This window comes from Altericroceibacterium indicum, assembly GCF_009828105.1.
Lineage (GTDB): Bacteria > Pseudomonadota > Alphaproteobacteria > Sphingomonadales > Sphingomonadaceae > Altericroceibacterium > Altericroceibacterium indicum.
In genome coordinates this window covers 148,625-161,580 of record NZ_WTYQ01000001.1, presented here as the reverse complement: position 1 = coordinate 161,580, position 12,956 = coordinate 148,625, and the positions used below count along the sequence as shown (strand labels likewise).

Annotated in this window: 12 protein-coding genes, 1 tRNA gene and 1 pseudogene; 11 read left to right on the top strand and 3 right to left on the bottom strand. The window is 53.3% G+C overall.

All coding sequences use genetic code 11. The annotated features are described in order from the left end of the window. Nucleotides 1–62 precede the first annotated feature (62 nt). Together accB and accC are read left to right on the top strand one after the other, a co-directional pair. Nucleotides 63–575, top strand: a complete 513-nt coding sequence (gene accB, locus GRI39_RS00780; RefSeq protein ID WP_246204799.1) for an acetyl-CoA carboxylase biotin carboxyl carrier protein — start codon at nucleotides 63–65, stop codon at nucleotides 573–575. A 3-nt stretch (nucleotides 576–578) separates the two neighbouring features. Then, nucleotides 579–1,928: an acetyl-CoA carboxylase biotin carboxylase subunit gene (gene accC, locus GRI39_RS00775; RefSeq protein WP_160737807.1), complete on the top strand. Its 1,350-nt coding sequence runs from the start codon at nucleotides 579–581 to the stop codon at nucleotides 1,926–1,928. 74 nt (nucleotides 1,929–2,002) lie between these two features. Here the strand turns inward: accC and GRI39_RS00770 are convergent, their stop codons facing one another. Then, on the bottom strand, nucleotides 2,003–2,479 hold the full coding sequence (locus GRI39_RS00770; protein ID WP_160737806.1) for an Lrp/AsnC family transcriptional regulator: 477 nt from the start codon (nucleotides 2,477–2,479) through the stop codon (nucleotides 2,003–2,005). A 203-nt stretch (nucleotides 2,480–2,682) separates the two neighbouring features. On the opposite strand from GRI39_RS00770, the gene GRI39_RS00765 reads away from it, so the two are divergent. From GRI39_RS00765 to GRI39_RS00755, 3 genes are all read left to right on the top strand, one after another. Further along, complete coding sequence (locus tag GRI39_RS00765) at nucleotides 2,683–4,338, top strand: histidine kinase dimerization/phospho-acceptor domain-containing protein (RefSeq protein WP_160737805.1); 1,656 nt, start codon at nucleotides 2,683–2,685, stop codon at nucleotides 4,336–4,338. A 19-nt stretch (nucleotides 4,339–4,357) separates the two neighbouring features. Beyond that, nucleotides 4,358–5,353, top strand: a complete 996-nt coding sequence (locus GRI39_RS00760) for a polysaccharide deacetylase family protein (protein ID WP_343033264.1) — start codon at nucleotides 4,358–4,360, stop codon at nucleotides 5,351–5,353. Nucleotides 5,354–5,419: 66 nt separating this feature from the next. Continuing rightward, nucleotides 5,420–5,496: transfer RNA gene (locus tag GRI39_RS00755), tRNA-Ile, on the top strand. Nucleotides 5,497–5,550: 54 nt separating this feature from the next. Here the strand turns inward: GRI39_RS00755 and GRI39_RS00750 are convergent. Beyond that, nucleotides 5,551–5,970, bottom strand: a complete 420-nt coding sequence (locus tag GRI39_RS00750; protein WP_160737804.1) for a tyrosine-type recombinase/integrase — start codon at nucleotides 5,968–5,970, stop codon at nucleotides 5,551–5,553. Nucleotides 5,971–6,020: 50 nt separating this feature from the next. On the opposite strand from GRI39_RS00750, the pseudogene GRI39_RS00745 reads away from it, so the two are divergent. The 5 genes and pseudogenes from GRI39_RS00745 (at nucleotide 6,021) to GRI39_RS00725 (ending at nucleotide 11,059) form a co-directional block, all read left to right on the top strand. Beyond that, nucleotides 6,021–6,744: pseudogene (locus tag GRI39_RS00745) on the top strand (IS5 family transposase). 322 nt (nucleotides 6,745–7,066) lie between these two features. Then, the gene (gene serS, locus GRI39_RS00740; protein WP_160737803.1) at nucleotides 7,067–8,344 is read left to right on the top strand and encodes a serine--tRNA ligase; all 1,278 of its coding nucleotides are present in this window, start codon (nucleotides 7,067–7,069) and stop codon (nucleotides 8,342–8,344) included. A 68-nt stretch (nucleotides 8,345–8,412) separates the two neighbouring features. After that, complete coding sequence (gene surE / locus GRI39_RS00735; protein ID WP_160737802.1) at nucleotides 8,413–9,168, top strand: 5'/3'-nucleotidase SurE; 756 nt, start codon at nucleotides 8,413–8,415, stop codon at nucleotides 9,166–9,168. Next, nucleotides 9,165–9,968, top strand: coding sequence for a peptidoglycan DD-metalloendopeptidase family protein (locus GRI39_RS00730; RefSeq protein ID WP_160737801.1), 804 nt, complete (start codon nucleotides 9,165–9,167; stop codon nucleotides 9,966–9,968). The genes surE and GRI39_RS00730 overlap by 4 nt, the downstream gene beginning before the upstream one ends. Nucleotides 9,969–9,970: 2 nt before the next feature. Next, nucleotides 9,971–11,059: a potassium channel family protein gene (locus GRI39_RS00725; protein ID WP_160737800.1), complete on the top strand. Its 1,089-nt coding sequence runs from the start codon at nucleotides 9,971–9,973 to the stop codon at nucleotides 11,057–11,059. Nucleotides 11,060–11,074: 15 nt separating this feature from the next. On the opposite strand, the gene GRI39_RS00720 is transcribed toward GRI39_RS00725, so the two are convergent. After that, a complete protein-coding gene (locus GRI39_RS00720) occupies nucleotides 11,075–11,476 on the bottom strand; it encodes a DUF1761 domain-containing protein (RefSeq protein ID WP_160737799.1) in 402 nt (133 codons plus the stop codon). Nucleotides 11,477–11,557: 81 nt separating this feature from the next. Between GRI39_RS00720 and rimO the strand changes: the two genes are divergently transcribed. After that, complete coding sequence (gene rimO / locus GRI39_RS00715) at nucleotides 11,558–12,925, top strand: 30S ribosomal protein S12 methylthiotransferase RimO (RefSeq protein ID WP_160737798.1); 1,368 nt, start codon at nucleotides 11,558–11,560, stop codon at nucleotides 12,923–12,925. The last annotated feature ends 31 nt before the right edge of the window (nucleotides 12,926–12,956 follow it).

Sequence of the window (12,956 nt, the reverse complement as noted above, 5' to 3'; positions counted from 1 at the left end):
TGATCTCATGGGCGCGCTCTTGCCATTCAGGCTGTTCATCCGCATAGCGCCCGCATAATTCGATGACCCGTGGGGAAATTATGGGCGATAGCAAGGGCGCTTCCGAGCGCAATAATGGTATGAACATTGATAGCTCACTCGTTCGCGAACTGGCGGACATGCTGGCTGAAACAGGCCTGACTGAAATCGAAGTAGAAGACGGGGATCGTAAGATTCGCGTTTCTCGCGGTGGAGGCATGATGGTTGCACCGCAAGTGCAGCAACCGGTCGCACAAGCTGCCACTCCAGCACCTGCTGCTCCCGAAACGCCAGCAGCCAGTTCCGAGACCGCGACAAATGTTGCGGGAACAATTAAATCGCCAATGGTGGGTACAGCCTATCTCGCTGCGGAACCGGGCGCAGCCAATTTTGTGAAAGTTGGTGACACGGTGAAAGCTGGTGACACTCTACTGATCGTCGAAGCGATGAAGGTCATGAACCCCATCACTGCAACGCACGCAGGCACGGTCAAACAAATCCTGATCGAAGATGCCCAGCCGGTCGAATTCGATCAACCGCTGGCCGTGATCGGCTAAACCATGGGCATTTCCCGCATATTAATCGCCAATCGCGGCGAAATCGCTCTGCGCATCCATCGGGCTGCCCATGAAATGGGTATCGAGACAGTGGCTGTTCATTCGACAGCCGATGCGGATGCGATGCATGTGCGCTTGGCAGATCATGCCATTTGCATCGGCCCCCCTGCTGCAAAAGACAGCTATCTCAACCAGGCAGCAATCATTTCCGCAGCCGAAATCTCGGGCGCGGATGCGATTCACCCTGGATATGGCTTCCTGTCGGAAAATGCGCAATTCGCTGAAATCGTCGAAGCACACGACATCAAGTGGATCGGTCCGAAACCTGAGCATATTCGCACGATGGGTGATAAGGTTCAGGCCAAGCGTACTGCTGGCGCCTTGGGGCTCCCACTGGTACCAGGTTCCGATGGCGCCATCGAGACGATGGACGAAGCACGCCGCATTGCGGAAGAAATCGGCTATCCCGTTCTGGTAAAAGCGGCATCTGGCGGCGGTGGCAGGGGCATGAAAGTGGTCCCCACACCAGCTGACCTCGAAAGCGCCATCACCGGCGCAAAAAACGAAGCCAAGGCCGCATTCGGGGATGACACCGTCTATCTTGAAAAATACCTTGGCAATCCTCGCCATATTGAATTTCAGGTATTTGGTGACGGTAACGGCAATGCCGCACATCTGGGTGAACGGGACTGTTCACTCCAGCGCCGGCACCAAAAGGTTCTGGAAGAAGCCCCCTCTCCCGTGCTTTCTCAGGAAGATCGCGACCGAATGGGTGGTATCGTCGCCAAAGCGATGGCCGATATGGCTTATCGCGGCGCAGGTACGATCGAATTTCTGTGGGAAAATGGCGAGTTTTATTTCATCGAAATGAACACCCGCTTGCAGGTTGAACATCCGGTGACCGAAGCGATAACCGGTGTTGATCTGGTTCGCGAGCAGATCCGCGTGGCTGATGGCAAGCCACTATCGTTCAAGCAGGAAGAGATCGAATTCAAGGGGCATGCAATCGAATGCCGCATTAATGCGGAAGACCCATTCAGTTTCACGCCTTCTCCCGGCCTGATAACGGCTTATCACGCTGCTGGCGGGATGCATGTGCGGGTCGATAGCGGAATTTATGCCGGTTACCGTATTCCACCTTATTACGATTCGATGATCGCCAAACTGATCGTTTACGGTCGCACACGTGAAGGCTGCATTATGCGGTTAAAGCGGGCACTTGAAGAAATGGTGATCGACGGCGTCAAAACGTCAATCCCGCTCCATGCAGCCTTGCTCGAAGAACCGGACATTCTGGATGGAAACTATTCGATCAAGTGGTTGGAAGAATGGCTCGCCAAACGCGAAAGCTGATTTTCAAATCGCGATTTCTTATAAAAAGGGGCAGAGTGATCTGCCCCTTTTTCGTCTCATCTATATAGTTACACTCATTCGCCGGAAGCATCCAGCGGCACACCAGGAACGTGCTTGGCCGTGCGAATGGTTAAAGAAGTCTTCACACTGGCAACATTCGGTGCAGGCGTAAGTTTGCTCGTCAGAAACTCCTGAAAACTCTGCAAATCACGGCTGACGATCTTCAAAATAAAATCGATCTCGCCATTGAGCATGTGACATTCCCGGATTTCAGGAAGCGTCATGATGTGCTCTTCAAATGCCCTCAATGATTCTTCAGCCTGACTACGCAAACTCACCATTGCAAAGACAGTGATAGCAAAGCCAAGCTTGGATGCATTGAGGTCAGCATGATAACCCCGGATGACGCCATCGTCCTCCAGTGCACGAACACGGCGCAAACATGGTGGGGCGGTTAGCCCGACGCGCTGCGCCAATTCAACGTTAGTGACTCGACCTTCTGACTGTAATTCGGCCAAAAGGCGGCGATCGATCTTATCGAGCGTTGCCATCGGTCTGTGCCCCGTATCTGTAAGGACGGGATTTCCCACCCTACTCGCAATTAAACTAACATCGCTCCAACGGTGCGATAATTATATTATGTATGAACGCAATTGTCCCGCTTTGCAACGCACTAACTGTACGACTTTCATACCACTATTGAAGCGTTAAGGAGAACCGTGGTGCGCCGTACCTTTCCTGACGCGGAGACTAAATGCATATCGACGATCGCCTTGAAACCGTTATGTGCGCCCGCGCCGGTAACAAGCACGCCGCATGCATACAATTCAGGCAATTGCTTGATATTCTAGGCGCAAGACAATCTATACCTAGCGACGCAATTGGAAAGGCTGCTCTGGCACGCTTGGCGTGGCTGGTTGAAAATCTTCCCTCAGAAACTCTGGTAGACCTTATTCGGACTCCTGGCACAAGACTACGCAACCCTGACTTATTAGCGTTTTTATGTAGCGGTAACTCACGCGTGGCAGCAGCTTCTCTCGCGGCTGCACGACTGAATCAGGATGAATGGGACACACTCATCCCCCAGCTTCCGATTGCCGCACGTGGTTTCCTACGCCATCGCGATGATCTCCCTAAGTCGGCTGAACGTATTTTACACGAATTGGGCGTAGAAGATTTGGTACTTGCAGGCCCCCAGGATATTCCAAACATCAAAGCTACCACAGTTGGTAACGATTCTCTGGTCATCAATGATGATGAAAAGGATCAAGTCGCAAACTATGTAGAGGGTAGTTCGAATGAGATTGAAGCCATAGATTTGAAAGAACAAACCGCCCCTGAGCCCGCTCAGAAGCAATGGGACTTTTGCGATTTCGGAACGGATCGGAATGGTTTGATCATTTGGGCGACTAAAGATGCAGCCCCTTTTCTGGTTGGAAAGCTGCTACATACTCACGTCCGCCAAATTGATAGCACTCACCCTCGACTTTCCATAGTGATGAGACGACGCCAGCCTTTGAAGAACTTCTCCATCAAGATGGATATTCCAAACGGTATTGATGGTCTTTGGCAACTCGATGCAACGCCAATGTTTGATCGCAATACAGGGCGTTTCACAGGATATGCAGGGCGACTGGCCCGGCGAAGTCAAATCAGCAAAGACAATTTGAATGTCCTGCCCGATAGCCCCACTGATCGCATTCGACAGATGCTGCATGAATTGCGCACTCCAGTGAATGCCATTCAAGGCTTTGCGGAAGTCATTCAGCAGCAGGTTCTTGGCCCCGCCCCTAACGAATATCGCGCACTGTCCGCCGGTATTGCAGTCGACGCCGCACGTCTCATGGCGGGGTTTGAAGAAGTTGACCGACTGACAAAGCTTCAATCCGGCGCGATTGAGATCAATACCGGACAATGCGATTTACACGGCGTTGTCACCGATACAATTAAACGGCTGGAAGGACCGCTTCGCCCTCGCGGAGCTGCGCTCGGCCTCCGCCTTTCCGGCGATCAGTTCAACATAGGCCTTGCGCATGAAGATGCCCAGCAGTTGATCTGGCGCGTTCTAGCCACAATCGCAGGCGCACTTTCACCCGGTGAAGTCATCGAAGTCACACTTTCCCATGAAGATAATACGATCACTCTGACAACGGATTTACCGGCAGCCCTCAAAGACTTGGAGGACATTTTCGCACCTTCGATAGATACACGCTCACGTCCATTGTCTGCCGGAATGTTCGGACAGGGTTTCACACTTCGTTTGGCGCGCGCTGAAAGTAAGGCCGCTGGTGGCCACTGCCTTGTCGATAAAGGCAAACTGTTGTTAACTCTGCCTGCCTTGACGACGCAGGTCGACACTCATAGCCAGACAGAAAGGAAGGCAGAGCAACCCTCCGCCATTTTGCAATGAAATAGGGAAGAGGCTGCCGATGCGTTCCATTATCGATGCCCCGCCAGTCTCTGCCCTAGCGCAGTTTCAGAATAACTTTGGCAAGCGTTTTCTTCTGACGGTGGATACCGAAGAAGAATTTGACTGGGCAAAGCCGTTATCACGTAATGAGTATGATTTACGGCACGTCGTTCACATCGGACGATTTCAGCAATTTTGCGAAGGTGAAGGCATAACTCCAGTCTATCTTATTGACTGGCCAATCGCCAACTCAGAACTGGCGGTTAAGATACTTGGCCCTGCTTTGGAAAGCGGCAAAGCTGAAGTCGGCATCCAGCTCCACCCTTGGGTAAACCCTCCATTTGAAGAGGAGGTCACGCAACAGAACTCATTCGCAGGCAATCTTACACCGACGCTGGAACGGAGCAAATTTCGCTTATTGCGTGATATGATTGAAAGCCGCTTTGGAACCGCTCCTGTGATGTATCGTGCAGGCAGATATGGCGCAGGCCCGAACACCTCAGAAATTCTGCGGAGTGGCGGCATTGCGATAGATAGCTCGGTGAGACCGAAGTTCAACTATCGCGCAGACGGTGGGCCTGACTATACCGCGCATCCTGTTGCGCCCTACTGGCTAGACGACGAACACCAGTTGCTCGAATTGCCGCTGACAACTGTTTTCTCCGGTCTGTTGCGGGCCACTGCTGACACGATTTACCCTGCTTTTTGGCGTGCGCCATTCTTGCGCGGTGTATTCTCACGTCTTGGATTAATGGAGCGCATTCCTCTCACTCCAGAAGGCATAAGCGCTGACGAAGCTATCCGAGCCATTAATTTGGGAATCGAAGACTCTCTTCCACTGCTCGTCTTCTCGCTTCATAGTCCGTCACTCGCTCCAGGGCATACACCCTATGTTCGTAATGACGCCGATCTCGATCGTTTATATGAGTGGTTTCGGCTTATTTTCAGCCATCTCAGAAATAACAACGTTCAATCCACTTCGGTACGTATGATAATGGAAAACGTCGTCCGCTAGAGTGCGATTGCGAGGCTTGCCAGCTTTGAAATGCCAAGCTAGGCACAGCACCGCGCGAAGCGATACGGGCCTGTAGCTCAGTTGGTTAGAGCTGGCCGCTCATAACGGCTAGGTCGCGGGTTCGAGTCCTGCCGGGCCCACCATCGCTTCGCGTTTCATCTTTTAAAACAGTATCTTATTCCTAGGTTAGCCAAACTTTATTTAGAAAAGTTAGCCAAACTCATGATCTCCATTGCGCGATCGGCCATAGCCTCCTGTTCTGCCTCACGGGTGTAGCGAGAGGCTTCAGAATCACTTGTGTGGCCGGTAATTGATTTAATAAGCTGAATGCTCAGCCCCATTTCAGCCATCCGCCAGCTCGCTGCTTTGCGTAATCCATGCATACTGAAGCCTTTAAGCCCCGCATCTACACATCGATTCGAGAACCAGTTTCCAAAGCTTGCATCGGATTGATACGCTGCACCTCTCTCTGTGGTCACAAAGACCTCATCGGTGATCGATGAGGCAGCAATGGTTTTAGCAAGCTCAGCGTGAATCGGAATCATCATATGCTTACCCGTTTTCAACTGGCGCACACGGACCTTGCCTCGCTCAATATCCTTAGGGTCAAGACCCATTGATTTGAACTGACGGTTGTGATTCAGACGGGCGTATAGGAGCCTGACTGATGAGTAATTTGTTTTGGCTGACGGACGAGCAAATGGCTCGTCTTCAGCCCTATTTTCCCAAGAGCCATGGTCGCCAGCGCGTTGATGATCGACACGTTCTGAGCGGCATCATCTTCGTCAACCGCAACGGTCTCAGATGGCGCGATGCACCGAAGGAATACGGTCCATCCAAGACGCTTTACAACCGGTGGAAACGCTGGGATGACAAGGGTATCTTTCTCCAGATGATTGAACCGCCCCGGGATTGCCGGAGACACCGGATCACAAGACGGTCATGATCGACGCAACTTATCTCAAGGCCCACCGCACGGCTTCCAGCCTGCGGGTTAAAAAGGGAGCCCGGGCCGCCTGATCGGACGCACGAAAGGTGGCATGAACACCAAGCTTCATGCTGTAACGGATGCGAATGGTCGCCCAATCAGTTTCTTCATAACAGCCGGTCAGGTCAGCGATTACACCGGTGCTGTGGCCGACCGTGGCTATGATGCCGACTGGTATCGTGACGCTTTACAGGCGAAGGGGATCACGCCCTGCATTCCGGGTCGGAAATCCCGCAACAAAATCATCAAATACAACAAGCGCCGATACAAACGGCGCAACCGCATCGAGATAATGTTCGGGCGTCTCAAAGACTGGCGGCGTGTCGCGACACGCTATGACAGTTGCTCAATGGCTTTCCTCTCCGCCATCGCTCTTGCCGCAACCGTACTCTTCTGGCTATGAGAAATGAGTCCTGAGCCTAAGCAAAAAGGCCGGCAAGTTCGCTTGCCGGCCTTTTTTTAATACGTGGCAATGACTTGCGCGATTTCAGGTCTGTCGATGGGATACAGGTGGCCTGCTTTTCTATAGAGCCTGCCCTACCCCAGATATCTCTGCAACGTTATACAGGTAGACCTCCTCGGGTGTGAGGTTCTCAAAACCTACGCAAACTCTATGCAGGGCACCTTCCAGACAATTTATAGCCTCACGACCTCAGCAGATAACCTCCCACTTCTGCCCTTTCGATACTAGACATCCGTTACCTAAAACGGGCATAGCGCGGGCCATGCATGATCTGCGATTTATCCGTGAGAACCCTAGTGCCTTTGACGCCGGACTGACCGCGCGCGGGGCTGAGGCTGCGTCTGCTGCCATTTTGGCACTGGATGAAAAAAGCCGCGCCATCACCACCCAGATGCAAATGGCCCAAAGCCGTCGCAACGAAGCATCCAAAGCCATCGGTAAGGCGATGGGCCAAGGCGATAGCGAAACGGCTGAGAAGCTAAAAGCCGAAGTGGCTGAGCTAAAACAGTCTCTGCCAGCACTGGAAGAACAAGAACGAGCGCTTGCGACTGAACTTCACGATGTGCTGTCGCGCTTGCCGAACTTGCCCGCCGATGATGTGCCGCAAGGTGCGGATGAAGATGATAACGTAGAAGTCGCCCGCTGGGGTACTCCGCGTGATTTCGCTTTTGACCCCAAAGAACATGCGGATCTTGGCCCGGCGCTTGGTCTCGACTTTGAAACCGGTACTGCCATTTCCGGAGCCCGCTTCACCTTCTTGCAGGGTCAGATAGCGCGGCTCCAACGTGGTATCGGGCAATTTATGCTCGACTATCAGACCATTCAGCGCGGGTATCTTGAATGCGCTCCCCCACTTCTGGTGCGTGATGAAGCTGTGTTTGGAACGGGGCAATTGCCCAAATTTTATGAAGATCTTTTCCAGACCACAGATGGCCGCTGGCTGATACCGACGGCAGAAGTAAGCCTGACCAATTCTGTACGAGAGCAGATTATTGATGATCTGGCCAAGCCCTTGCGCTTGACGGCGCTCACCCCTTGCTTCCGTTCCGAAGCAGGCTCCGCTGGACGTGATACGCGCGGATACATCCGCCAGCATCAGTTCGAAAAGGTGGAAATGGTTACGATTTGCCGCCCGGATGATTGGCAGGCAGAGCATGACCATATGATCGCTTCGGCAGAAGGCATCCTGCAAGCACTGGAACTGCCATATCGCAAAGTACTGCTGTGCACCGGTGATATGGGGGCAACCGCGAAGAAGACCTTCGATCTTGAAGTCTGGCTGCCCGGGCAGAGCGCCTATCGCGAAATCAGCTCGGTCAGTTGGTGTGGTGATTATCAAGCCCGGCGCATGAACACCCGCTTCCGCCCCGAAGGCGCGAAGAAAACCGAGTTTGTTCACACACTCAACGGTTCTGGCCTTGCGGTCGGGCGGACACTGGTTGCCGTGCTCGAAAATGGGCAACAGGAAGATGGCTCAGTCTTGCTGCCAGAAGCCCTGAAACCCTATTGTGGTGGTTTGGAAATACTCACACCGGTATGAAGAGGCATCTCGCCCCCCGTCTCATATGTGTTCACCCAAAGCTCTCCTGTTCTGTAAAGGCCTCTTCCATGCGCATTCTCCTTAGCAATGATGACGGCATCAATGCTCCCGGCTTTGCTGTTCTCGAAGAAATCGCGCGCCAATTGTCAGACGATGTCTGGGTATGCGCACCTGCGGAGGAAAATTCAGGCGCAGGGCATTCGCTTACACTGCATCAACCGGTGCGTTTGCGGGAGCACGGTGAGAAGCGCTTTTCGGTCACCGGCACACCAACGGATTCAGTCAATCTTGCTCTTCGCAAATTTTTCAATGACACACCACCCGATCTGATCCTTTCCGGGGTTAATAATGGTGAAAATCTGGCAGATGACGTGACCTATTCGGGCACGGTGTCAGCCGCAATGGAAGGCGCACTGGCTGGTATCCGCTCCATCGCACTCAGCCAAGCAATGCGCAACGGCGGACATGGCTTCGCTGCAGCACAAGAATGGGCACTCAAAGTGCTGCGCCCACTGATTGATATGCCGATGCCAAAGCGCTCCATTGTCAATGTAAACTTCCCGCCACTTGCCGCCGATGCCGTAAAGGGCATTCGTGTCGTTCGGCAGGGCTTTCATGATTACACACGTGGTTCACTGGTCGAAGCGACGGACCCACGGGGGCGACCCTATTTCTGGTTTGGTCTCGATGATATTGAGCATTCGCTGGATCACGGGACCGATCTTGAAGCCATTTCCGAAGGCTATATTTCGGTGACACCTCTCCAGCTTGATCTGACGCATTATGCTTCACTCGGCGCATTGGGAGAGAGTTTTAATCCGTGATAATACGCCGTGGTCTCGCCGTAGCTATTGCCCCCTTTGCATTATTGTTAGTGGCAGCAACAGATCCTGCGACCGAGACTATCCATAAAGTTAAAGAAGGCGAAACGCTGGCAGGCATCGCCAATCGAGCAAATGTGCCGCTGATAGTTATTGCCGAAGCCAATGGGCTGACTGATCCTTATGTGGTTAAGCTGGGCCAGATGCTGAAAATCCCCCGCCAGCGCATTCATGTTGTGAAGCAGGGAGATACCGGCTTTGCTATTGCCTATCGCTATGGCGTGCCATTCAAACAGATTGCACTGGCCAACAATCTGCCAGACGATGGCACTGTGAAGACAGGTCAAAAGCTTATTATACCTGCGGTTTTTGACGCACCCGCCCCATCTTCCAATTCAAGTAAGACCCCACGCAAACCTCATTTCCGCCTACCGGCCACGGGTAACGTGCTGCTCAGCTGGCAACGGCGTGCAGATGGCGGGGGACATGATGGAATCGACTTTGCTGTCAATAAAGGAGACATGATTCCCGCGGCAGCTTCAGGCACAGTGATATTTGCCGGGAATGAGCCCAAGCGATTTGGCAAATTGGTGGTGATCGACCATGGCAATGGCTGGCAAACCGCCTATGGCCACTTAATGCAAGTTACTGTAACCAAGGGCAATACTGTCAAGTCTGGTGAACGTATCGGGCTTGGCGGGCAAAGCGGTATGGCAACACGTCCTGAACTTCATTTCGAAATTCGTCGGAATGGAACTCCGGTCGATCCTACAATGGAACTGGGCCTTAAAGCGGGAGGCTGAGCATGGCGAAGTCTCATAACATCCGTACAAACAGGGCACAGATGGCTCATGCACGGCGTTTCACGCCGTTGAAGAGAGCCATAAAGGTACCTGTATGGGCGGACCTTGGCATCCGGTTGTTCGCTGCACTGGGCCTCGTTTTCCTCGTGGTGATGATTCACTGGTGGGACCGGGATGGCTTGGTAGATAATCTCGATGGAGAGGTAAGTTTCCTCGACGTCGTCTATTTCACGATGATTTCGATCACCACCACCGGTTTTGGCGATATTGCGCCCATCAGTGACAGGGCGCGACTGGTCGAAGCTGTTATCGTGACGCCAATCCGTTTTGCCGTGATTTTCATTTTCGTCGGCACCGCTTATAATTTTATCATTAAACGAAGCTGGGAGAAATTTCGCATGGCCCGTATTCAGGACCAGCTCTCCGATCATGTTGTCGTGCTGGGTTTTGGTGTCTCTGGCTCCGAAGCGGTGGGCGAGTTGATAGAGCGTGGCACTGATCCAAGTTGCATCGTGGTTATGGACACCAGCGCCGAACGCCTGTCTCATGCAGAAGCGCTCGGCTGTAATATTATCGAAGCCGACGCGACCCGCGATGAAAGCCTGATTGCTGTGCGTATTGCCGAAGCGCAAACCGTGCTGGTCTCAGCCGGACGAGATGATTCATCCATTCTGATCGTGCTGACAGTCCGCCATCTCGCACCCAACGTGCCGATCAGTGTGGTTGTTCGCGCGGCTGACAATGAAATTCTGGCCAAGCAAGCCGGGGCTGACAATGTCATCAACCCTGTTCGCTTCACTGGCCTGTTGCTCGCTGGCAGTGCGCAAGGCGCTCATATTGCGGAATATCTGGCAGACCTCGCTTCGGTGGCAGGGCGCGTGCAATTGGTAGAACGCCCGGTCATGCCAGAGGAAGTTGGCAAGCCTCTCGCGGATTTGGCCACTGGAGGGAAAGGCCTGCGTATCTATCGTGGAGGCACCACTCATGGCTTCTGGGAAGATGACGCTGTTACGCTTCAGGCTGGTGATATCGTGGTAGAAATCCGCCCTTGCGGAGACGACCCCAAAGCTGACGGTGAGATTCGCAGCTAAATCTCTGTTCAACGCCTATCGAAAGGCAAGGAACACCAGACCCATCAATGTCATCCCAATGATCAAATGTGCAGCGTCAATGGCGAACAGCTTGCCTGGCTTGCGCTGAAACAGATAATTGATCCCCAGCGCCGGGGTCATAATGGTCGCACCGAACCCTGTCGAAATCATCATCATGGCGCGCGGGCTTGGCATCGTTCGGGCGAATTGATGGCCCAACATCAATGCAATCAACAGTTCAAAAGCAAAAGCCAGCGCCAGAATCAGCACCATATTGTGGCCTTCGCGAATATCCGCCTCCGTCATGCGGGCAGACTTGAACCAGGCCTTGTTGAATAACCATCCATACCAGACCATACCGAAAAGGAAGAAGGCAGCAGCAGCGCAGAATACTGCCAGTATATTGATATTGCCCATGACTGCCCTCACCTTTATGAATGAACGCGCGCGCATCTTGGCGCGTGACTCCTCCTCTTCTAGTAGCTAGGGGCGCGCACTATGGCCACCCGCATTCCTGAACAACGCCGTGTCGGCATGGTTAGCCTTGGCTGCCCCAAGGCACTTGTCGATTCCGAACGTATCCTCACCAAGCTGCGTGCTGACGGCTACGCAATGAGCCCCGATTATGCCGGGGCTGATGTCGTGCTCGTCAACACTTGCGGCTTTCTTGATTCCGCCAAAGAGGAAAGCCTTTCCGCCATTGGTGAAGCCATCAAGGAAAATGGCCGCGTCATTGTGACTGGCTGCATGGGGGAAGAAGCCGAAACCATCCGCACCCGCTTCCCGCAGGTGCTGGCAATCACCGGTGCGCATCAATATGAAGATGTGGTGGAAGCTGTGCATGAAGCCGCGCCACCAAGTCAGGGACCTTTTATCGACCTGGTCCCCCAGCCCGATATCAAACTGACCCCACGCCACTATTCCTATCTGAAGATTTCAGAAGGCTGCAACCACTCCTGCGCTTTCTGCATCATCCCGCAATTACGCGGCAAGCTAGCCAGTCGCCGGATTGATGCCGTTTTGCGTGAAGCCGAAAAACTGGTAGCAGCTGGTACGAAGGAATTGCTGGTCATCTCGCAGGATACCAGCGCGTATGGCGTGGATACGCGCCATGAAACAAGGTTGTGGAAGGGCCGCGAAACCCGTGCGCATATGACCGACCTTGCTCGCGAGCTTGGCCAGTTGAAAACCCCGGAAGGGGAGACCCCATGGGTTCGCCTTCATTATGTCTATCCCTATCCACATGTGGATCAGGTGATTCCGTTGATGGCTGAAGGACTCATCACGCCTTATCTGGATATTCCATTTCAGCACGCAGCGCCTTCCGTACTCAAAGCCATGAAGCGGCCGGCCAATGAAGCCAAGGTGCTCAGCCGCCTGAAAAAATGGCGCGAGATTTGCCCTGACATCACCATCCGGTCGAGCTTCGTTGTTGGCTTCCCCGGTGAAACCGAAGCAGATTTCCAATATTTGCTCGATTGGTTGGATGAAGCCCAGCTTGACCGCGTGGGCGCATTCCGGTTCGAACCTGTCGAAGGTGCTGAAGCCAACGATCTTCCTGGCGCAGTTCCCGAAGAAATCAAGGAAGAGCGTTACGCCCGCCTGATGGAAAAAACCGAAGCCATCAGCGCCGCCAAACTCGCAGCGAAGATTGGTTCAATACAAACGGTCATCATCGATGATGTCGGTGAGCCGGATGAAGATGGCGATATCGGTGCAACAGGCCGCAGCCGCGCTGATGCTCCAGAAATTGACGGGGCGGTTTACCTCCGCAATGTGCCCGAAAGTCTTTCACCAGGTGCCTTTGTCAATGTGCTGGTGGAAGATGCCGATGCGCATGACCTTTATGGTGTCATCGTAGAATAATTCACTTTTGCCGCTTTGGGGATGAAGGATG

What these genes read in the sequence shown, in the direction of transcription:
- GRI39_RS00765 (WP_160737805.1), top strand. Translation starts at nt 2,683, where the DNA reads ATGCATATCGACGATCGCCTTGAAACCGTTATGTGCGCCCGCGCCGGT.
- GRI39_RS00770 (WP_160737806.1), bottom strand. Translation starts at nt 2,479, where the DNA reads ATGGCAACGCTCGATAAGATCGATCGCCGCCTTTTGGCCGAATTACAG.
- surE (WP_160737802.1), top strand. Translation starts at nt 8,413, where the DNA reads ATGCGCATTCTCCTTAGCAATGATGACGGCATCAATGCTCCCGGCTTT.
- accC (WP_160737807.1), top strand. Translation starts at nt 579, where the DNA reads ATGGGCATTTCCCGCATATTAATCGCCAATCGCGGCGAAATCGCTCTG.
- GRI39_RS00720 (WP_160737799.1), bottom strand. Translation starts at nt 11,476, where the DNA reads ATGGGCAATATCAATATACTGGCAGTATTCTGCGCTGCTGCTGCCTTC.
- accB (WP_246204799.1), top strand. Translation starts at nt 63, where the DNA reads ATGACCCGTGGGGAAATTATGGGCGATAGCAAGGGCGCTTCCGAGCGC.
- GRI39_RS00760 (WP_343033264.1), top strand. Translation starts at nt 4,358, where the DNA reads ATGCGTTCCATTATCGATGCCCCGCCAGTCTCTGCCCTAGCGCAGTTT.
- rimO (WP_160737798.1), top strand. Translation starts at nt 11,558, where the DNA reads ATGGCCACCCGCATTCCTGAACAACGCCGTGTCGGCATGGTTAGCCTT.
- GRI39_RS00750 (WP_160737804.1), bottom strand. Translation starts at nt 5,970, where the DNA reads ATGGGTCTTGACCCTAAGGATATTGAGCGAGGCAAGGTCCGTGTGCGC.
- GRI39_RS00725 (WP_160737800.1), top strand. Translation starts at nt 9,971, where the DNA reads ATGGCGAAGTCTCATAACATCCGTACAAACAGGGCACAGATGGCTCAT.
- serS (WP_160737803.1), top strand. Translation starts at nt 7,067, where the DNA reads ATGCATGATCTGCGATTTATCCGTGAGAACCCTAGTGCCTTTGACGCC.